This is a genomic window from Leucobacter chromiireducens subsp. solipictus, from assembly GCF_016758195.1.
Classification (GTDB): Bacteria; Actinomycetota; Actinomycetes; order Actinomycetales; family Microbacteriaceae; genus Leucobacter; species Leucobacter solipictus.
In genome coordinates, this window is sequence record NZ_QYAC01000001.1 from 1 (window position 1) to 20,508 (window position 20,508).

Below are 20,508 nucleotides of genomic sequence, written 5' to 3' on the forward strand. Positions count from 1 at the left end.
GAAGCTAAGACTGACTGCGCCGATGGTACTGCACTCGGGAGGGTGTGGGAGAGTAGGACACCGCCGGACACCTTTTAGAAGGGCCTCAGATTGTGCACCAGTGATGGTGTCACGATCTGGGGCCTTTCGCATACCCGGAATCAATCCGTTTCTCATAGTGGACGTGGGCCCAGCGGCCCAGGTGACGCGCCGTGGCCGGGCGGATTTCCAGCCTCACCCGAGCCCGTCCGCTAAGCTTATTTCCAGGAACAGACGACGGAACACAGATGGAAGCGGGCCGCCTATGGGAGCGATGATGAGCGTGCTCCTTGGCCTCGCACTCGTCGCTCTCCTTGCGCATCCCCTCGTCCGGCGCTTCAGCCGAGACGCATTCTTCGGCTTCGCCGCCGTGCTCGCCGCGGCCTTTGTCGCGCTGCTCGTGATCTCGCTCCCGGTATTCCAGGGCGCAGTCATCGTGGAGTCGCTGCCGTGGGTCCCGCAGCTCGACCTCACGCTCACGCTCCGACTCGACGTCCTCTCGGCGTTGTTTGCGCTCCTCGTGACCGGCGCCGGCGCGCTGGTGCTCCTGTACTGCTCCCGCTACTTTGACGAGGGGGAGGCCGGCCTGCCGCGCTTCGCCGCGGTCTTCATGGGCTTCGCGACCTCCATGCTCGGGCTGGTGCTCGCCGACGACGTCTACCTGCTCTTCATCTTCTGGGAAGCGACGACGATCTTCTCCTTCCTGCTCATCGGTCACGTGACACGACTGCGCACCTCCAACGCTGCGGCGCTGCAGGCGCTGATCGTCACGACGCTGGGCGGCCTGGCCATGCTCGTCGGATTCGTGCTCCTCAGCCACAACGCGGGCTCCTCGCTGCTGTCCGACATCGTCGCGACGCCGATCAGCGGTCCGGTCGCCACGACGGCGGTGTACCTGGTGCTCGCCGGCGCGCTCTCGAAGTCCGCGATCTTCCCGTTCCACTTCTGGCTGCCCGGCGCGATGGCGGCACCCACGCCCGTGAGCGCGTACCTGCACGCCGCGGCCATGGTGAAGGCCGGCGTCTACCTGATCGCGCGGATCATGCCCGGCTTCGGGGACGTCGTCGGCGTGCGCGAGACGCTCGTGATCCTGGGCGCGGTGACGATGCTCAACGGCGGCATCCGCGCGCTCAAGCAGTTCGACATCAAGCTGATCGTTGCACACGGGACGGTGAGCCAGTTGGGGCTGCTCGTCATGGTCTTCGGGGTGGGGGACCCGCGGGCCTCGTTCGCTGGACTGGTGCTGTTGTTTGCGCACGCCCTCGCGAAGGCCCCGCTGTTCCTCGCCGTTGGCGTGATCGACCACGCGACCGGCACGCGTGACTTGCGACGGTTGAGCGGTGTCGGGCGAGAGTTCCCGCTGTTGACGGTCATCACGGCGGTGGCCGCCGCGTCGATGTCCGGGCTGCCGCCATTCCTCGGCTTCGTGGCCAAGGAGGCCGCGTTCACCGAGCTCCTCGAGATTCGCGAAACGTTGCCGATCGCCGGCCTCGCCTTCTGGGTCGCCGCGATCGGCAGTGCCTTGACCGTGGCCTACATGGTCCGCTTCCTGTGGGGCGCATTCGCCCGAAAGCCCGGGGTCGCTGACTGCGGGATCGGCCACCGCCCGCGGTTCGTGTCGCTCGCGGTCCCCGGCGTGTTCGTGGCGCTCACGCTCCTGGGCGGCCTGTTCGCGCCGGCGCTCGATCCGCTGTTCCAGGCGACGATCACGGGCACCGCGACGCCCGAGCATCTCGCGCTGTGGCACGGCGTCACGGTGGCGCTCGGCGCCTCGATCGCCGTGATCGTCTCCGGGGTCATCCTCGGTGCGCTGATTTCGCGCCCGAGCTTCACCTTCGCGACGGTTCCAGACCGCTTCTCCGCGTCTCACGCCTACTGGGTGGTGACGCACCGCGTCGACACGCTCGCGGTGCGCGTGACCTCGCTCACGCAGCGCGGTTCGCTGCCGTTCTATCTTGCGGTGATCCTCATCGTGCTGGTGCTCGCCGTGGGCGGGACGCTGCTCGCCACGTCGGAGTGGCCCGGCCAGTGGGAGATCGTGAGCTCGCCGGTCCAGATCCCGATCGCGATTGTCATGATCGTGGCGGCGATCGCCTCGCTGCGGGCGCGGACCCGGTTCCAGTCGGTGGTGCTCGTCGGCCTGACTGGGTACGGCATGGCCGCCATCTTCGCGATGCACGGTGCGCCGGATCTCGCGCTCACGCAGGCGCTCGTGGAGACGGTCACCATGATCGCGTTCGTGCTCGTGATCCGCCGCCTGCCGCAGCGGATCGGCTCCCCGCCCTCGAAGCGCGTGCGCTGGGTGCGCGTCCTCATCGGCGTCTCCGTGGGTCTCGTGCTGGGCGCGGTGGCAGTGATCGCGCTCGGATCCCGGATCGCGGAGCCGATCTCCCTGCAGATTCCCGAGATGGCCTACCTGGGCGGCCACGGCTCGAACGCGGTGAACGTGATGCTCGTGGACATTCGCGGGTGGGACACGATGGGCGAGCTCTCGGTGATCCTCGCCGCGGCTACCGGCGTCGCCTCGTTGGTGTTCCTGAACACGCGTGCGGACCTCCGCCCGAAGCTGAGCCGTCGCGACGCGCGCTCGCAAGCTCAGCAGCACCTGCAGCAGGTTGCGGATCCGAATCACCCCGCGAGCCGTGTGTCCTGGCTTCTCGCCGGACGGCAGCTGAACCCGGCCCGACGCTCGATCATCCTCGAGGTTGTCGTGCGGCTGATCTTCCACGCGCTGATCATCCTCTCCGTGTACTTGCTGCTCACCGGGCACAACACCCCGGGCGGCGGCTTCGCGGCGGGACTTGTCGCGGGCCTGGCGCTCGTGGCCCGGTACCTCGCCGGCGGTCGGCACGAGCTCGGCGCCACGGTTCCGCTCGATGCGGGTCGGATCCTCGGGACCGGGCTGGGCCTCGCCGTGACGATGGCGCTGCTGCCGATGTTCTTTGGCCAGGCGGCGCTCGCCTCGGCCTGGGTCGACGTCGACCTGGGTCCCTTCGGCACGCTCCCGCTGGTCACGTCCACGCTGTTCGACATCGGCGTGTACCTGGTGGTCTTCGGCCTGATCCTCGACGTGCTGCGCAGCCTGGGCGCCGAGATCGACGAACACGAGGAGGCCGAGGCAACCGCGTTTGAGGAAGAGGTGAACCGCTCATGACGATGCCCCTGGTTCTGGTCGCCGTCATGGTGGTGCTGTACGCCTGCGGGGTGTACCTGATGCTCGACCGCACGCTGACCCGGCTCTTGCTCGGCTTCCTCCTCGTGGGGAATGCGACAAACCTGCTGATTTTCCTCATGTCGGGCTCATTCGGCAACGCCCCGCTGTACGGGGAGAGCTCGGCCGAAGACATGAGCGACCCGTTGCCGCAGGCGTTTGTGCTGACCGCAATCGTGATCACCTTCGGGGTGAGCGCGTTCCTGCTCGCGCTGATCTATCGCTCGTGGCGCCTGGCCGCGGGCCGCGACGACACGGTCAAGGACGGCGATCCGGATCTCGACTTCGCGGATGCCGACGAGCTGAGCTCGGACGAGGTCACGGAGGAAGGCCTCGCCGGGACTCCCGACTACACGGACGACGACGACATCCCGGACGGGCCCGACGGCACCGAGGTGCCGCTCGGCCCCACCGGCGCGGGGCACGCCGTCGGTGCCGCCGAGGCGAACCCCTCCGGACACTACCGCGTCGCCGACTTCACCGAGTTGCCCAGCGCAGGGGAGGACCGCCGATGATTGCGCTGGTCCCCCTGGTTGTGCTCATCCCGCTCGCGGGCGCCGCGTTGGCGCTCGCCGTGCCCGGGCACCGGCGGTTGCAGCAGGGAATCACCCTGTGCGCGCTGATCGCGGTGCTGGTGATCAGCGGCGTGCTCATGTGGGCGGTCGATTCCCAGGGCTTCCTCGTCATGGAGGTGGGCGGGTGGGCCGCGCCGTTCGGGATCGCGCTCGTCGTGGACCGCGTGTCGGCGTTGATGCTCACGGTGTCTTCGATCGTGCTCCTCGGCGTGTTCCTGTTCTCGAGCGGGCAGGGCATCGCTGACGGCGACCGCGATACTCCCGTTTCGATTTACTACCCGACCTACCTCGTCCTCGGAGCGGGCGTCTTCAACGCCTTCATCGCGGGCGACCTGTTCAACCTGTACGTCGGCTTCGAGATTCTCCTCGTGGCGAGCTACGTGCTGATCACCCTCGGCGGGACCGCGCAGCGGATCCGTGCCGGGGTGACGTATGTGATCGTTTCGCTCGTGTCCTCCGTGTTGTTCCTGGCGGCGATCGGCATGATCTACGGGGCGACGGGCACCGTGAACATGGCGCAGCTCACGGTCCGGATCGCGGAGTTGCCGAGCGAGGTGCAGCTCATCCTGAACCTGCTGCTCCTGATCGCGTTCGGGATCAAGGCGGCCGTGTTCCCATTGTCGTTCTGGCTGCCCGATTCATACCCCACGGCCCCGGCCCCCGTGACCGCGGTGTTCGCGGGCCTGCTGACGAAGGTCGGCGTGTACGCGATTATCCGCAGCCAGACGATGCTGTTCCCCACCTCCAGCGTCGACACGGTGTTGATGGTGGTCGCGGGCCTCACGCTGATCGTCGGCATCCTGGGCGCGGTGTCGCAGCTCGACATCAAGCGCTTGCTCTCGTTCACGCTGATCAGCCATATCGGCTACATGATCTTCGGCATCGGCATGGCCAACGCCGCCGGATTCGGCGCGACGATCTTCTACATCGCGCACCACATTATTGTGCAGACGACGCTGTTCCTCGCGGTGGGGCTCATGGAGCGCCACGCGGGGACGACCTCGCTTTCGGGCCTCGGCGGCATGCTGCGCACCGCTCCGGTGATCGCGGTACTGTTCTTTATCCCGATGCTGAACCTCGGCGGGATCCCGCCGTTCTCGGGATTCATCGGCAAGCTGGGCCTGTTTACGGTAGCGGCGGACCTCGCGACCCCCGCCGCATACTGGCTCATGGGCATCGGCGCGCTGGTCTCGCTGCTCACGCTCTACGCGCTCGCCCGCGCGTGGGTGTTTGCGTTCTGGCGGCCCAAGAAGCGCGCCGACGCCGCCGCCGAAACGCGGAGCACGCGGAAGCCGAGCACCGAAGCCCTGGTCCTGCGCCAGCGGGAGGAAGCGCTGTTCGAACAGCTGCACGACGCCCCCGACGCGGTCCCGCAGCAGGAACAGAAGGAGATCCCGCGCCTCATGATCGCGGCGACCGCCGGCATGGTGGTCGTGAGCGTCGCACTGACCGTGTTCGCCGGGCCGCTCTACGCGTACGCTGATCGTGCGGGCGAAAACATGGCCGAGCCCGGACGCCTCGTGAACACGATCCTGGGGGAGACCCCGGGGCAGCTCGGCGGCGGCAGCGGCACGACACGACCGGACGGGGAGGGAACTCATGACTGAACCCGGGTCTGAGCCGACGGCCACGCCCCCCGCGCCGCGTGCGGGACGCCGGCTCGAGTGGGGCGTGCGACTCCACGAGTTGCCGTTGCTCGTGGGACTTGTGCTGCTCTGGATGATGCTGTGGCACGAGGTCTCCCTGCTGTCGCTCGTCAGCGGCGTGGTGCTCGCGATCGTCGTGATGCGCGTCTTCTACCTGCCGCCCGTGGAGCTCGCCGGACGCTTCAACCCCTGGTACGCCCTGCGGTACTTCGCCTACTTCCTGTGGCACCTCGCCCTCGCCTCCTGGCAGGTCGCGTGGCTCGCGGTCCGGCCGGGGCCGAGCCCACCGACGTCAATCATCGCCGTGCGCCTGGTGACCCGCAACGACTTCATTCTCACGGCGGTGGGACTCACGATCTCGCTGATCCCGGGCTCCCTCGTGGCCGAGGTGGACCGTTTCGAATCCACGCTGTACCTCCACGTGCTGAACACGCCCACGCAACGCTCGATCACGCAGATGCGCCGCGACGTGCGGCACATCGAGCGCCTGCTGCTGCTTGCGCTCGGATCACGGCAAGAGATTGAGGCACTGGCATGAGCGCGGTGATGGTGTGGCTGCTGATCGCGGCGGGCGTGGGCCTGACGCTCACGGCGCTCGCGGCGATCGTCCGGATCGTGCGCGGACCCACGATTCTCGACCGGATGATCGCGTCGGATGTGCTGCTCACGACGCTGATGCTTGCCGTCGGCACCGACATGGTGGTGCGCGGACACACCGATTCCATTCCCCTGATGACCGTGATCGCGGCGACCGCGACGTTTGCCACGATCGTGGTGGCGCGGTTCGTGAAGCGCCGCACCGAGCAACCGGTGCGCGAGGCGCCCCCCGAGGAGGCCGGCTATGTCTGATGTGACACTGTGGGAACAGATCCTCGATCTCGCGGCCGTGATCTGCGTGTTCCTCGCCGCGGTCCTCTCGGTCGCGGCCGGGATCGGGCTGCTGCGGTTCTCCGACGCGCTGAGCCGCCTCCACGCGGCGACCAAACCGCAGATCTTCGGGCTGTTGCTCATCATCGCTGCCATCGCGCTGGATCAGCGATCGTTCGCCACGCTGCTCGCGCTCGTGCCGGTGTTCGTGTTCCAGTCCCTGACGGCGCCGGTCGCGGCGCACATGGTGGGCCGCGCCGCGTATCGTACGCGGCAGCTCGACGAGAACTCCCTGGTCGTCGATGAGCTCGGTCCCGCCATCGAGCGCAGCGATACCCTCTACGGGTAACGCCGCGCTCGGGCGGCCGGGCGGCCCGGGAGCCAGGGCGGCCCGGCTACCCGGGCGGCACCCCCACCGGACTACAACTCGGCGACGATTTCCGCGGCGCGGTCGTTCTGGCCGGTGGCCCGCAGCACGTCGATGAGCTCGCCAGCCGCGAGTGCGCGATCTGCGCGGTTGCGGGCCAGGGTGAAACCCTCGAACGCGGATTCCAGCGCCCACACCGCGTCCGCGGCGGCGCCGAGCCCGCGGTGCACGCGACCCGCAAGCCAGAACGCGTGTGCGGCATCGCTCACCCGCCCGAGCTGCGCGTACGCCGCCCCGGCGCTCAGCGCCTCCGCGACGGCTTCGCGCTGGCGCGCCGCGGACGCCTCGGCGTCGACGCTGGCCTCCGCCGCGAGCGCCCGCGCGAGCGTGTCGCGGAGATGCGCCTGCCGGAGCCGCCACTCGGCGAGGCGGCGCTCGGCGAGGTCCGCGCTGAGCCCGCCGGTGTCGGGCTCCGGGTCCTCCGCGAGCGCCTGCCGGATCGCCGCGATGAGCCCGGCAGCGTCGGCCATCCGCACCGCGATCGGGGCCCAGGCCGTCAGCACGGCAACCAGAAGTTCGGACTCGGCGTGGTCGAGCTGGAGGCGCGCGACCGCGGCCGCGAAGTGGCCGTGCGCGCTGGCGTCTTCCTGATCGAGCACGGCGCACTGCGCGGCCTCCGCGTAGGCGGCCCCGGCGCGCGCGATCCAGCCCTCGGCTTCCAGCCGCTCGGCGGCGGTCACATACGCCCGGCTCGCGCCGTCGTAGGCGCGATAGGCGGCCAGCTGCTCGGCAGCCGCCCACAGCGCGTCCCCGCTCGAGGCACCTGCGGCCGAGGCTGATCCCTCGGCGGCCTCGCGGCCCTCGGCCGACTCGACCGGAGGCGTCGGGGTGGCGGGGGTCCCGCTCGGTGCCGCGCCGGCGGTCTCGGCCTCGCCGGGCAGGGCGACTGAGGTGCGGCTCGCGGCGGCCGCCCGCGCGAGCTTCCTCGCGTACATGTCCGTCCCGTTTCGCGCGTCGAGCGGGGCCGCGAGCACGCGTGCGCGATCCTGCACCCACCGGTGGAGCTCGCCGACCGTGTGCCACTCGGGCTCGGCGAAGCCCGTCGGCTCCGCGGCCCGGTCGAGGTTCGCGGACAGCCCGGCGAGCACGCCGAGCAGGAACCGGAGCTGCATGGCGGGGCTCCCGCTGGCCCGCAATGCGCCGGGATAGTCGCTGCGGAGCACGCGCAGGGCCTGGTCGAGGCGACCGCCGCGGGCGAGCATCTCGAAGCCCTGCCCACGCGCCGCCGGGAAGTCGGTCGTGCCACCGTCATCGCCGGCGAGGGCGCGTTTGTGGCTGCGCAGCGCGAGCTCGGGGTCCCCGGCCATGAGCGCGGCGAGGCCGAGGCCGTAGTGCGTCCGGGCCGGCTCGAGATTGCACCGGTCGTCCTGTGTGCGCCCCAGCGCGACCGCCTCGTCGTAGCGTTCGGTGTCCACGAAGAAGTCCACCTGTTGGCCGATCGTGCACGCGCGGCAGTCCTCATACTCGTCGCGCAGCCCCGTCACCCAGGCGAGGCGTCGCGCTTCGGCGTCGGCCTGACCCGCGTGCCACGCCCAGCGGAAACGGCTCATGCGGACTGAGGACAGCCCGTGCCCGGCGAGCTCGAAGCGGCGCTCCATATCGGCGAGGAACGCCTCCGCCTGGGCGGCGCTGATCTGCGGGAACTCGGGGAGGTCGCCGGCGACCCACTTGAACTCCCAGAACAGGTTCCGTTCGTCTCCCGCATCGAAGAGCTCGGGGCTCTCGTCCCAGAGCCGGAGGGCGCGGGCGAAGACGACAAAGGACTTCGCGCCCTCATCCGCGAAGGAGTAGGCCTCCACGAGGTCGAGCAGCGCCTCGGCGAGGAGTTCGCGGGGGCCGTCGCTGTCGATCCGTCGGGTGACGGCCTCGCTCGCGGCGATCCGGGCGGTGCCGTACGGCATGCGCCGGATCGCGATCAGTTCGCTGCGGTCAGCTGCGCTCATGCGGGGTTCTCCTGTGCGGGATGGTCGGGGGCGGTGCGGCCGAGCGCGGTGTCGAGGAGGACGCCGAGCGCGTCCGTGAGGGCGGCGGATTCGTTCGCACGGAGGCCGTCGCCGGCCAGCATGACGGCGGAGAGATAGAGCGAGCGCAGGCCCGCGTCGAAGACGTCGCCCGCGGGGGCACTGAGCAGTCGTCGCGCCACGGAGGAGTCGTCGTTGAGGACCAGGGTGCGGCTGCGATGCTCACGATCCTCGGCAAATGCATCGAGCAGGCCGCCCCAGAGATCCGGGCTGGCCGCACGCTCGCGGTCGCGCTCGCGCCGATGCTCGCCTTCCGCGTCACGGAGCAGGATCGCGGGGACCGTGCTGGGGGAGAAGGTGCGCACGATCACCTCGCAGTCCTCGGCGTCCAGGAGGGCGCGGGCGCGCTGCACGGCGTCGGCGAGCTGCCATTCGCGGTCCATGCTGAGGATCCCCAACGCGTGGACCAGATCGGCGCTCTGCAGCTCCCGCACGCGCCAGTCGGGCCGTGCCTCGAGCTGCGACAGCAGGTCCGCGTCATAGACGTACCCCGCATTGAGCACCACGATATCTTGCGCGCGGGCGACCGCGGCGACCCGGCGGTACGCCTCCGTGGTGGTGGTGTAGACGACCTCGCCGCGCTCGCGCAGCTCGGCAAGCGTGCGGGGGCCGTCGGTGGTCTCAAACGGCAGGATCGCTGCCGCGAGGTCGAGCATCTCGGGGTCGGTGAGCGCGAGGCCGCGGAGGGCCAGGTGATGCGTTGCGATGACCTGGTGCGCGAGCCGGGACCCGCTCGCGAGCTCCGCGTGTGCCCAGCCGCGCAGCTGCGCCCCGATCGCCTCGCGGACGCCGAGCAGCACCTCGTCGTCGTGGAGCTGCTCTCGCGACGCGGTGGGGGAGAGCGCCTCGGTGTCGAGCACCGCGCGGACAAAAAACGCCCATTCGGGGAGCACCCGGTCCACGCGCGGCCCGAGCAGCATGCGCTTCGTGTAGACGCGGTGCCCGCCACCGCCCGGGGCGACGGCCAGCGGGAGGATGAAGGCCACCCCGCTCACCCCCGCGACCGGCAGCTCCAGGTCGATGTGCCCGAGCGGCGTGAAGCCGAAGGTCAGCTCGCAGTACTCCGCGAGGGCGCGCGCCCGCGCCTTCGGGGACGCGTGTGCGATCCGCCAGGGCAGCTCGGGCTCGGAGATCCGCTGCCAGAGCTCCTCCCCGCCCAGTTCCGTGCGCACCGCGATGTCGAAGGGGAGCAGCGAGCCGTAGTCACGGGTCAGCGTCAGAACCGTGTCGTGGGCAAGCCAGTGGCCGGTGTCGCGCCGCGCGGCGAGCCGCACCGTCGTGCCGATCGGGATCTCGGGAGACTCGGGAAGCTCCGTGACGCGGAATGTGCCGTTCGCGTGCCCCTCCCACAGAATGGGACGTGCCCCGGGTGTGGCGGATCGCGACGTCACGGCGATCCGATCCGCCACCATGAAGGCGGCGAGCATTCCGATGCCGAACTGCCCGATGAACTCCGCGCGTCCCGCGCCAAAGTCGGCGTCTCGCTTCGAGGACCGGCCGATGGTGGCGAGCAGCTCCCGCGCCTCCGCGGCGGTGAGCCCCACACCCGTGTCGGTGACCTCGAGCGTCGGGGTGCCGTCCGCGTCGTGTCCCGGGGTGAGCCGGATCTGATCGGGTGCCTCCGGGTCACGTTCGCGGCGGGCGGTCACCGCGTCGATGGCGTTTTGGATGAGCTCGCGGATATACACCTGCGGGCCCGAGTAGAGATGGCGGGAGAGCAGGTCGACCATCCCGGTGAGGTCGACCTGGAAACGTTCAGTCACAGTGTCCAGATTATTCGGCGGGCTTTGCCTGTGCCCACGCTTCGGGGAATGCCTCGTTCAGCTGCTCGTAGAAGGACATGCCGGTGTTGATCGCGCAGATCAGCTGCTGCGAGAGCTGGCCGTCCGTGATGCCCTGCTCGTAGTCCACATTGTGTTCCGTGTGAATGCGGACCATGCCCTCGTCGTCGCGGCGGGCGTACGTCTTGGGCCACAGCTTTTCGGCATTCCAGGTGTTGCAGAACTCCACGGCCTGCAGGAAATCCGTGCCCGGGAGCTGTCCGCGCCAGCTCCCGCGAATGCAGAGCAGCTCGTTCTCTTCACCGTTGGTGAAGAAGAAGAACGAGCCGTACTCCCATCCACCGCCGATGTCCCCGTCGGAGTCGACGCTGTACGACCAGCCCTCGCGCTCCAGTCCAGCCTTGATGCGCTCCTTCGAGAGCGGCGCGAGTCCGTCCGCACCGCCGGCCGTCGGCGCGCTGTCTTTCGTGAAGAATCCCATGTGACCCGTGTCCTCTCAATTGGCAAGTCTCCACAGCAGAATGCCACACGGAGGCCGCGTGCGCCCACCGCTCCGCGCGCTTCCGCAGGAAACTCCGCGACACTCCGGGGAGAACCGCGGGAACGCGTGTGTGCGGTGGCGGCCCGGAGCGGGCGGCCACCGCACACACGGGGGACTCAGGCGTCGACGAGGTAGCGGCTGTAGGCGGGCACCGTGAGGAAGGTGGGGAAGTCGTCCCCGAGCGCGACGTCGGTGAAGAGCTCCGCGGCATCGTCGTAGCGATCCCCGTCGAAGCGCTCGAAGCCGGCCACGGCCTCGCGGAGCAGCTCCGCGACCCACTGGCGCGTGATGCGCGTGCCCTCGGCGGTGGACTGATCCTGGTGGATCCACTGCCAGATCTGCGAGCGGCTGATCTCCGCGGTCGCGGCATCCTCCATCAGGTTGTCGATGGCGACCGCGCCGTTGCCGCGCAGCCACGCCTCGATGTACCGCAGCCCGATCGAGACGTTGTCGCGCACGCCAGCCTCGGTGATGTCGCGGCCGATGTGGACGTCGAGCAGCTGAGCGGCGGTGACCTCCACGTCATCGCGCTGACGCGCCACCTGGTTCGGTCGCTCCCCGAGTACGGCGTCGAACTCGGCCTGCGCCACCGGGATCAAATCCGGGTGCGCCACCCAGGTGCCGTCGAAGCCGTCGCCGGCCTCGCGCTGCTTGTCGGCGCGCACCTTCTCCTCGGCCCGCGCGGTGACCTCGGCATCGCGACGATTCGGGATGAACGCGCTCATGCCGCCGATGGCGTGCGCCCCGCGCTTGTGGCAGGTCTTAACGAGCAGCTCGGTGTAGGCGCGCATGAACGGAACCGTCATCGTGACCTCGCTGCGATCCGGCAGCACGAAGCGGGCGCCGCGACCGCGGTAGTTCTTGATGATCGAGAAGATGTAGTCCCAGCGGCCCGCGTTGAGCCCCGCGATGTGGTCCCGCATCACATACAGGATCTCTTCCATCTCGAACGCGGCCGGCAGCGTCTCGATGAGCACCGTTGCGCGGATCGTGCCGTGGGGGAGCCCCAGCTCCTGCTCGGTGAACGTGAAAATGTCGTCCCAGAGCTTCGCCTCTTCGCTCGATTCGAGCTTCGCGATGTAGAAGTAGGGGCCGCGGCCGCGGGCGACGAGCTCGCGCGCGTTGTGGAAGGCGTAGAGACCGAAATCGACGAGGCTGCCCGAGGCGGCCCCGGCCTGACCCTGTGCGTCGACGAAACGCATGTGCTTCTCCACGAGGTGCCAGCCCCGGGGCCGCATCACGATCGTCGGAGTCTGCGCCGCGGTGACGCGGTATTCCTTGCCCTCCGGGCTCGTGTACTCGAGCTGTTCCCGGATCGCATCGAACAGCGACAGCTGTCCGCCGATCACGTTGTGCCAGGTCGGGCTCGTGGCGTCCTCCTGATCGGCGAGCCACACGCGCGCCCCCGAGTTCATGGCGTTGATCGTCATCTTCGGGTCGGTGGGTCCGGTGATTTCCACGCGGCGGTCCTCCAGTCCGGGACCGGCACCCGCGACCTGCCAGCTCGCGTCCTCGCGAATCTGGCGGGTGTCCTCGCGGAACTTCGGATCGCGGCCGTTTCCGATCTCGTAGCGGCGACGCTGCCGGTCCGCGAGGCGCTCGTGGCGCGTGCTCGCGAAACGGTGGTGCAGCTCGGTGAGGAAGGCGAGCGCCTCGGCGGTGAGGATCTCCTCGCTCCGGGAGAACGGGCGGCCGGTGACCTCGATGCGGGGGCCGAAGAACTGGGGGGTGGCGGTCTGCGACTGCTGCGGGGCCGCCTGCGTGGTGGTCATGGTGTGTCCTTTGTGTGAGGTTGAGGAAGCCGGGTGACGGTGCGGTCGGCCACGACTTCGGGGTGTAGTTCCATTTTGGGGGCCGTTGCGGGCCGGGTTTCGGGGTTTCCGGGGGTGAAGTTCTGCATTTTTTCTGCTTGAGGGAAGAATCGCGGTCTGGCATGATGAGTGCATGACACTCCTCGCCCCCGGCACCGCATCCGGAACCGGCTCGTCCCGCCCCGCCGATGCCGAACCCGAAGACGGCGGCGACGCGCTCACCCTCGGGCGTCGCGTGCGCGAGCAGCGGATGCACCGCGGCCTCACGCTCGAACAGCTCGCCGCCGCGGTTGACCGCGCGCCCTCGCAGCTCTCCGCCATCGAAAACGGCAAGCGCGAACCCCGCCTGCCACTGCTGCGCGCGCTTGCCGCCGCGCTCCAGGTCAGTGTCGATGACCTGCTGCTCGACGAGGCACCGAGCGAGCGTGCCGCGCTCGAGATCGCGGTGGAGCGCGCGCAGCGCGGCACCGTGTTCGGCTCGCTCGGGATCCAGCCGATCCGGGTCTCGAAGGCGACGAGCGATGACACGCTGAAGGCGATCCTCGGGCTACATCAGGAGGTCGAGCGCCTGCATCGGGAGCGGGCAGCGACCCCGGAGGAGGCCCGGCGGGCCAACACGGAGCTGCGTGGCGAGATGCGCGTGGCGGGGAACTACTATCCGGAGCTCGAGCGCTCCGCCGCCCAGCTCCTCGATAGCGTGGGCTACACGGGCGGCCCGGTCTCGCAGCAGACGATCGCGAGCGTCGCGGAGAAGCTGGGATTCAGCCTGCACTATGTCTCGAACATGCCGCACTCGACGCGTTCGGTGATCGACCGCCGCAACGGCCGCATCTATCTCGGGACGAACCTCCCCTCGCGCGACGCCCGGGCCCCGATCCTGCGGGCCCTTGCGAGCCTCGTGTGCGGCCACGAAGAGCCGCGCAACTACGCCGACTTCCTCCGCCAGCGGGTCGAGGCGAACTACCTTGCCGGTGCGGTGCTGCTGCCCGAGGCCGCCGCCGTGGAGCACCTCGCGGAGGCCAAGAAGCAACGCCAGATCTCGATGGAGGATCTGCGCGACGCGTTCGGGGTGTCATACGAGATGGCGGCGCACCGATTCACGAACCTCGCGACGGAGCGGCTCGGGCTCCAGGTGCACTTCATGAAGGCGCACGAGTCGGGCACGCTGATTAAGGCCTATGAGAACGACGGGGTGCGCTTCCCCTCCGACGCCCTGGGGAACTTCGAAGGGGCGATGGTGTGCCGCAACTGGACCGCGCGCACGATCTTCGCGCAGTCCGACCGCTTCAACCCCTGGTACCAGTACACCGATATGTCCGCCGGGGGCACGTACTGGTGCACTTCGCGCGTGGAGAAGGCGAAGGAGGGCCTGTACTCCGTGAGCGTTGGCGTGCGCTTTGACGACGTGAAGTGGTTCCGCGGTCGCGAAACCACTCACCGCTCGCGGTCGTTCTGCCCGGACGACCGGTGCTGCCGCCAGGCGTCGAGCGAGCTCACCACGAAGTGGGCGGCGGCTGCCTGGCCGGAGGCGGCGACCCCCACGAGCCTGCTCGCTGCGCTTCCCACGGGAACCTTCCCCGGGGTCGACAACAACGAGGTCTACGCCTTCCTCGAGCAGAACGAGCGACGCGCCTGATTCAGGGAAGCCTCAGCTCCCCGTCGCGCGGCGTGATCGCACCGGTTCCGGCGGTCGCGAACGCTCCGGTCGGGGCGGTGAGGTGCGCGCCGACCCCTGGCTGCGGTAGCGTAGAGGGACTGAGCCGTCTGGCTCACCGAAGCCCCGAGATCAGGAGTGGGTGAGCACGTGAACACCGAGAATCACGCCCGTAGTTCCGAGCACACTGAGGTGCGTGCCACGCAGCAATTCCGCGAGGACCTCGGTGCGATGATCCGCAGCCGCGCGACGGATCTGACGATCGACGAACGCGACGCCGTCGAAGCACTGCCCTCGGGGGCCGCGCTGCTCGTGGTGCGTCGCGGACCAGACCAGGGCGCGCGGTTCCTGCTTGACCAGGACGTCACCGTCGCCGGCCGGCACCCCGCCGTCGATATCTTCCTGGACGACGTGACGGTCTCGCGGCGGCACGCCGAGTTCCACCGTTCCGGGACCGCGTTCAGCGTGGTCGACCTCGGCTCGCTGAACGGGACGTTCTGCGACGGCACCCGGATCTCCGGGGAGGTGCCCCTCGAGGACGGTGCCGAGGTGCAGGTCGGGAAGTTCCGCTTCACCTTCTTCGCCTCACGATTCGACCTCGCTGAAGGCGCCTAGTATGGCGGGGTCGGCGGCCCGCCAGCTTCCGAGCGGTCTCCTGAGCATCGGGCAGGTCCTGGCGCGGTTGCAGGACGACTTCACGGACCTGTCGCCGTCGAAGCTCCGCTTCCTCGAGGAACAGGGGCTCGTGACGCCGGAGCGCACCAAGTCCGGCTATCGGAAATTCTCCCAGACGCACATCGAGCGCCTGCGGCTCATCCTGACGCTGCAGCGCGATCACTATCTCCCGTTGAAGGTCATCGCGGAGGTGCTCGAGGAGCTCGACGCGGGCCGCGACCCGGTGATCCCCGGGGCGGCATCGCGCAGCGCCTCCAGCATCCTCGCGCCGAAGCGTGTGCTGAGCAGCGACGAGCTGTGCCGCTCGACGGGCGCGAGCACGCGGTTCCTGGGCGAGGCGATCGCCGCGGGGCTGCTCCCCGCGGCCGAGGTATTTCCGCACGACGCGATCGCGCAGCTCACCGCGCTGCTCCGCCTCGCCGAACGCGGCGTCACGCCCCGCCACCTGCGCTCGTTGCGGGTCGCGGCGGAGCGTGAGGCTGAGCTGATCACCCGCGCGGTGAGCACGCGCGGGGTGAAGCACGGGACGCCCGCCGGGGCCGAAGAGGCGCTCGAGTTCGCCGGGTACCTCGACACGGTCCGCTCCGGCGTGTTGCGCCGGCGTGTTTCCGGGAGCTGATTTCGGCCCGCGGGACGGGTGACTTCCGCATCAAATCAACCTTCAAGTTTTGATTGAGGGCGACACGCGCAAAATGGCCCTCGCGGGTCGTTGCATGGGGCGCCTCGGGTCGGTAGCGTTGTCGGGAGTTGGGCGCGTCGCGCCCCCGAGAAAGGAACACGATGAAGGACACGCAGCACCCGTCTGGGGACGAGGGTTCTTCATCGACCTGGGGGCACGGGCTCGACGCGGAGCTGCTGTTCGATGACGGCCTCCCGCGCCCCAATCAGGACGGCGGGTTCAAGGGCGCGACCGCGGCCCGTGCGGCCGGGATCAGCTACCGCCAGCTTGACTACTGGGCCCGGACCGGGCTCGTCGAACCTACGGTGCGCGGCGCGGCCGGCTCCGGCTCGCAGCGGCTCTACGGCTTCCGCGACATTCTCGTACTGAAGCTCGTGAAGCGCCTGCTCGACACGGGGATCTCGCTGCAGCAGATCCGCACCGCCGTCGCGCAGCTTCACGAGGCGGGGGTGCACGACCTCTCCCAGACGACCCTGATGAGCGACGGCGCGAGCGTCTACCTCTGCACCTCGAACGACGAGGTCATCGACCTCGTCAGCCGGGGACAGGGCGTGTTCGGCATCGCGGTGGGCAAGGTGCTGCGCGAGGTCGAATCCTCGCTCGTGGACATGGACGAGCACCGCGAGCAGAGCGCCGATTCCGTCGACGAGCTTGCCGCGCGCCGCTCCTCCCGCAAGATCTCCTAGCCCGCCCGGCTGCGCGCGCTGCGCAGATACGCGTCTGGCCCGTACCGATCGTGATGTTCGGTACGGGCCAGACGCGTATCTGCGTGGGCCGCTAGTCGGCGACAGTGGTCGCCGCGGTGGGCGTGGTCGCCGAGCGTGAGGCGTCCATGCCCGCGGAGCGGAGCACCCGATCGAGGATCGTGTCGAAGTTGCCCGCCATCTCCTGCGACGGCTCGCCGGGCCACATGTGCACGGGCTTCGCCGCGCCCTGGGCCTGCTGCAGGGAGGGGCGCTCGGGCAGCTGCGGCGTGAGCACGAGCGGGCCGAACATCTCGCGGAGCTCGCGGATCCGGAACTGGTGCTCGATGGACTGCGGCTGCGTGCGGTTGATCAGGATGCCGAGGGGCTGGAGTCGAGGGCTCACGCCACGGCGGATCTCCTCGATCGCGCGCAGCGCACGGTCGGTCGCGGCAACGGCAAACAGGCTGGGCTCGGCGACGACGAGGACGCGGTCACTCGCGGCCCAGGCCGTACGCGTCAGTGCGTTGAGCGAGGGGGCGCAGTCGATGAGGACGAGATCGTACTCGGATTCGACAATGGCGAGCGCTTCTTCGAGCTTCCAGATGTCGCGTGCGGACGGGTGCGGCCCGTCGAAGTTGATGGAGGAGGGGCTGCCGACCATGAGGTCGATCGTGCCGCCCTCGTGATAATCGTTCCAGCCACTGTGCGCGATCGCGGCGCGCACCGTTTTCTCCTTGGGGCTCTCCAAAACGTCCGCGACGTTCAGGTAGCCCTCAGGGTTTACCGCGAGGCCGGTCGACACATCGGACTGGGGGTCGAAGTCCACCACCAGGGTGCGCAGGCCACGGGAAAACGCAGCCGACGCAAGGCCGAGGGTCACTGTGGTCTTGCCAACGCCGCCTTTGAGGGAACTCACACTCAATACATGCACGCCTTGAGTTTAGTCGATCTGGCTGTCGGAACGGCAGTTCCTGAGCGAACTGTTCGCGAAAAACGAAAGCGCGGCCCTCGTTCGGGGAAGAACGGCGCGGGCGGACACGCCGGAGGCCGGGAGGCCGCCCGCGGGGGACACGTCGATCGGGCCGACGTGTCCCCGGGCGCGTCCTCCCGGCCTCCGTGGCGGCTACCGCGCGGTGCGCCGGGTTCGGCGCGCAGCGATCAGCGCGGCACCGCCCAGGAGCAGGACGGCACCGAGGACGCCCGCGAGCAGTGGCGAGGTGCCGCCGGTCTCCGCGAGGCCGCCGGCGCCCGGCGTGCCCGTTCCTGGCGTGCCCGTGCCCGGCGTCGCGACGGCGACGGTGAGCGGCCCCCACCCGATGACCGTGCCATCGGGGTGCGCGACGGCCAGTCGATGCGCCCCGAGCTCCGCGTCGTGCGGGATCGTGAGCTCGATGTTGCCGCGCGCGTCGACGGTCGCGCTGCCGAGGTCGCGGGGCGCGGAGAACAGCCAGCCCGCAACCGTGGCGCCCGCGTATTCTTCGCCCAGGCCGACACTGATGCGCTGGCCCGGGGCGACCGTGCCCGGGAACGAGATCGCGCCGCGGAGGGCGTCGGTGAGCGCGTCCTCGGAGGGCGCGATCGGCCCCCCGGGTTCCGGCTTCGGATCCACGCGTGCGGCGCGCACCGTCTCCGTCGCCGAACTGGTGGCCGCGGTCGGGAGGTACCCCGGAGCGGTGCCCGTTGCCGTCACGGTGACGGTCTTCCCGAGCGCGGACTCGGGGATGACGAAGGTGGCGTCGTTCGCGCCCGGCACCGGCGCGCCGCCAACGTTCCACTGGTGCGCGAACACCGTGGACTCGGGCCAGCCCGCGGTGGCGGCCGTGAGCGTTGCACCGACACGCGCCTCACCCGCGATGGTGGGGGCGGGTGCGGGAGCGATCTCGTACTCGGACACGGCGAGCGACGTGCTGCACTCGGTGCACGTTCCGCCGAGCGTCGCGACGGTCGCCGCGGTGTCGATCGTGCCGCCCGATGCGGAATCGGTCACGGTCGCCGCAAAGCTGGCCGTGGCGGTTGCCCCGGCCGCCGTCTCGGGGACGGTCCAGCTGAGCGTGGTGCCCTCCAGGGTGAACCCGGCGGGCAGCGGGGTGTCGAGCGTGGCGGATCCGAGCAGCGACGTGACGTCGACGGTGATCACTGACGTCGCGAGCGGGGCCAGGCCGGTGTTCGCCGCGGTGAGCGTGAACTCGATGCGATCGCCGCGCTCAAGCGCCGCGCTGCGTGCAGGGGTCGTCAGGCTCGCGGTGAGCTTCTCCGGCCACGCGGGCTTCGCCGGGGTCAGGATCCAGGCCTCCCAGAACGCGCCGAGATCGCGCCCGGACACCTCTTCCGCGAGCGCTCGCAGATCCGCGCTCGCGACGCTGGTGCCCGCGTGGCGGCTCTGCCACTCTGAGATCACGGTGCGGAACGCCTCGTCGCCAATGGCGATCTTCAGCGCCTCCCAGAACTGGCCGCCGCGCGAATAGGTCTGGTAATCGTAGAGCGTTGCCGAGTCCGTCTGCGCGCCGGGCGCGATCTGCCACGCTTCGCTGTCCGCGGGGGTGCGCTGCCAGTCTTCGTAGAAGGAGAGCTCGGTGCGCTTCCCCTCGCCGAACCCGTCGGTGCTGTTCACGTGCCGGGGCGCCCAGGTGGCCATGCCCTCGGCGATCCAGATGTCGGTCCAGGTCGTGGGGGAGACGTTGTTGCCGTACCACTGGTGGGCGACCTCGTGGATGAGCGTGTTGCCGGCCACCGATCCCGCGGACGGGAAGAACGATCGATCCTGCGTCTCGAGCGCGTAGTTGATGGCGGAGGGCACCGTATCGACGACCACACCGGTGCTGTTCCCGGGGTACGGGCCGTAGAGCGACTCAAGCTGCTGCGTGACGGTCTGCAACCGGGCCACGGCGCCGCGCACGCGCTCCTTGTCCCGCTCGGACAGCTGCGAATCCATGAACGACCAGCTCGGGATCGTCCGCCCGTCGGTGAGCGTGATGTCGCCCTCGATGATGTCGTAGCGACCGATCGCGACGAGCGCCAACTCCGAGGCGAGCTGCTCGCGCTGCTGCCACACCCAGGTGGTGCGTGAGCCGTCCTCCGACGGGGTGCGCGAGAGCAGCTCGCCCGTGCTCACCGCTGCCGCGGGGCCCGGGTTCGAGCCGTCGGCGGCGCTCAGGGTGGTGGGAATGTCGAGCGTGAAGGTCGCGGTGGCCTTGTCGCCCGGCGTGTTGTTGTGCGGGTAGCCGGCCATCATCCCGACCGGCTGACCGAGCAGGATCGCCCCGTCGTTCGTGCGGCTCCAGCCCTCGGCCGAACCGTCCGCGTCGATATGGGTCACGGGGACGCCGTGATAGGCGATGGTCGTGGTGAACTCGCCGGACACCGCGGTCGCGGGCGTGATGATGAGCTTAAAGCTGATCGCGTCCGCATCCTGCACGCGGGTGAAGGTCGCGGGCGCGCCGTTGACGGTCACCGAATCAACCTCCATCCCCTCGAAATCGAGGGCGAAGGAACTGAGCGGCTGCGCGGCGCGCGCCGTCATCGTGGTCGTCGCGGCACCGATCGTGCCGTTCAGCAGGGGGCCGGACTGCGGCATGGCGTCCGGGCTCCACTCGATCGCGACCTGATAGTCGAGGGCGTCATAGCCTCCGTTCCCGACGTTCGGAAACACGGGATCGCCCGAGGTGAGGGGGCCGGGAACCGGCGCGGCGGGATCGTCGGCGAAGGCCGCCGGGGCGGGAATGAGGAGGAGGCTCGCGGCGAGGGTCGCCGCAGTGATGAGCCCTCCAGCCCGGCGCAGCTTCGCGCCGGGGTGCATGGTTGGGTCGGTCATATCGTCCTTCAGTAGGAGGAACAGGAGGGTGCGTGCGCGCGGTCACCGGTGACACGGGCGCAGGCTGTTTCACGATACCGCCGGACTCGGGGCGGGGGAAGGGGC

At 69.6% G+C, this 20,508-nt stretch carries 16 protein-coding genes; 10 read left to right on the plus strand and 6 right to left on the minus strand.

Annotated features, from left to right (window positions below; all coding sequences use genetic code 11):
* The first annotated feature begins 295 nt into the window (after nucleotides 1-295).
* From D3230_RS00005 to mnhG, 6 genes are read left to right on the plus strand one after another with little or no spacing between them, the layout of a single operon-like run.
* Entirely contained in the window at nucleotides 296-3,172 is a 2,877-nt protein-coding gene (locus D3230_RS00005; protein WP_237466624.1) for a Na+/H+ antiporter subunit A, read from the plus strand.
* The gene (locus D3230_RS00010) at nucleotides 3,169-3,744 is read left to right on the plus strand and encodes a Na(+)/H(+) antiporter subunit C (RefSeq protein WP_202342979.1); all 576 of its coding nucleotides are present in this window, start codon (nucleotides 3,169-3,171) and stop codon (nucleotides 3,742-3,744) included. The genes D3230_RS00005 and D3230_RS00010 overlap by 4 nt, the downstream gene beginning before the upstream one ends.
* Nucleotides 3,741-5,411 carry a Na+/H+ antiporter subunit D gene (locus D3230_RS00015; protein WP_202342980.1) on the plus strand — a complete coding sequence of 557 codons (1,671 nt, stop codon included), beginning with the start codon at nucleotides 3,741-3,743 and terminating at the stop codon, nucleotides 5,409-5,411. The genes D3230_RS00010 and D3230_RS00015 overlap by 4 nt, the downstream gene beginning before the upstream one ends.
* The gene (locus D3230_RS00020; RefSeq protein ID WP_202342981.1) at nucleotides 5,404-5,988 is read left to right on the plus strand and encodes a Na+/H+ antiporter subunit E; all 585 of its coding nucleotides are present in this window, start codon (nucleotides 5,404-5,406) and stop codon (nucleotides 5,986-5,988) included. The genes D3230_RS00015 and D3230_RS00020 overlap by 8 nt, the downstream gene beginning before the upstream one ends.
* Nucleotides 5,985-6,299 carry an MrpF/PhaF family protein gene (locus D3230_RS00025; protein WP_202342982.1) on the plus strand — a complete coding sequence of 105 codons (315 nt, stop codon included), beginning with the start codon at nucleotides 5,985-5,987 and terminating at the stop codon, nucleotides 6,297-6,299. The genes D3230_RS00020 and D3230_RS00025 overlap by 4 nt, the downstream gene beginning before the upstream one ends.
* Nucleotides 6,292-6,666, plus strand: a complete 375-nt coding sequence (gene mnhG / locus D3230_RS00030) for a monovalent cation/H(+) antiporter subunit G (RefSeq protein WP_202342983.1) — start codon at nucleotides 6,292-6,294, stop codon at nucleotides 6,664-6,666. The genes D3230_RS00025 and mnhG overlap by 8 nt, the downstream gene beginning before the upstream one ends.
* 71 nt (nucleotides 6,667-6,737) lie before the next feature.
* On the opposite strand, the gene D3230_RS00035 is transcribed toward mnhG, so the two are convergent.
* From D3230_RS00035 to aceB, 4 genes are all read right to left on the minus strand, one after another.
* Nucleotides 6,738-8,687 carry a hypothetical protein gene (locus D3230_RS00035; RefSeq protein ID WP_202342984.1) on the minus strand — a complete coding sequence of 650 codons (1,950 nt, stop codon included), beginning with the start codon at nucleotides 8,685-8,687 and terminating at the stop codon, nucleotides 6,738-6,740.
* Nucleotides 8,684-10,528, minus strand: coding sequence for an HSP90 family protein (locus D3230_RS00040; RefSeq protein WP_202342985.1), 1,845 nt, complete (start codon nucleotides 10,526-10,528; stop codon nucleotides 8,684-8,686). Before D3230_RS00040 ends, D3230_RS00035 begins: the two co-directional genes overlap by 4 nt.
* A gap of 10 nt (nucleotides 10,529-10,538) precedes the next feature.
* A complete protein-coding gene (locus D3230_RS00045) occupies nucleotides 10,539-11,027 on the minus strand; it encodes a type III secretion system chaperone family protein (protein WP_202342986.1) in 489 nt (162 codons plus the stop codon).
* A 176-nt stretch (nucleotides 11,028-11,203) separates the two neighbouring features.
* The gene (aceB, locus tag D3230_RS00050) at nucleotides 11,204-12,859 is read right to left on the minus strand and encodes a malate synthase A (protein ID WP_202342987.1); all 1,656 of its coding nucleotides are present in this window, start codon (nucleotides 12,857-12,859) and stop codon (nucleotides 11,204-11,206) included.
* Nucleotides 12,860-13,031: 172 nt separating this feature from the next.
* On the opposite strand from aceB, the gene D3230_RS00055 reads away from it, so the two are divergent.
* The 4 genes from D3230_RS00055 (at nucleotide 13,032) to D3230_RS00070 (ending at nucleotide 16,592) form a co-directional block, all read left to right on the plus strand.
* Nucleotides 13,032-14,534, plus strand: a complete 1,503-nt coding sequence (locus D3230_RS00055) for a helix-turn-helix domain-containing protein (protein WP_202342988.1) — start codon at nucleotides 13,032-13,034, stop codon at nucleotides 14,532-14,534.
* 168 nt (nucleotides 14,535-14,702) lie between these two features.
* Nucleotides 14,703-15,167 carry an FHA domain-containing protein gene (locus D3230_RS00060; RefSeq protein ID WP_202342989.1) on the plus strand — a complete coding sequence of 155 codons (465 nt, stop codon included), beginning with the start codon at nucleotides 14,703-14,705 and terminating at the stop codon, nucleotides 15,165-15,167.
* A 1-nt stretch (nucleotide 15,168) separates the two neighbouring features.
* Nucleotides 15,169-15,846, plus strand: a complete 678-nt coding sequence (gene ftsR / locus D3230_RS00065; protein WP_202342990.1) for a transcriptional regulator FtsR — start codon at nucleotides 15,169-15,171, stop codon at nucleotides 15,844-15,846.
* 161 nt (nucleotides 15,847-16,007) lie between these two features.
* Nucleotides 16,008-16,592 carry a MerR family transcriptional regulator gene (locus tag D3230_RS00070; RefSeq protein ID WP_237466626.1) on the plus strand — a complete coding sequence of 195 codons (585 nt, stop codon included), beginning with the start codon at nucleotides 16,008-16,010 and terminating at the stop codon, nucleotides 16,590-16,592.
* 91 nt (nucleotides 16,593-16,683) lie between these two features.
* On the opposite strand, the gene D3230_RS00075 is transcribed toward D3230_RS00070, so the two are convergent.
* Together D3230_RS00075 and D3230_RS00080 are read right to left on the minus strand one after the other, a co-directional pair.
* Nucleotides 16,684-17,523: an AAA family ATPase gene (locus D3230_RS00075; RefSeq protein ID WP_202342991.1), complete on the minus strand. Its 840-nt coding sequence runs from the start codon at nucleotides 17,521-17,523 to the stop codon at nucleotides 16,684-16,686.
* Nucleotides 17,524-17,715: 192 nt separating this feature from the next.
* Nucleotides 17,716-20,403, minus strand: a complete 2,688-nt coding sequence (locus D3230_RS00080) for a M1 family metallopeptidase (RefSeq protein ID WP_202342992.1) — start codon at nucleotides 20,401-20,403, stop codon at nucleotides 17,716-17,718.
* Nucleotides 20,404-20,508 lie beyond the last annotated feature (105 nt).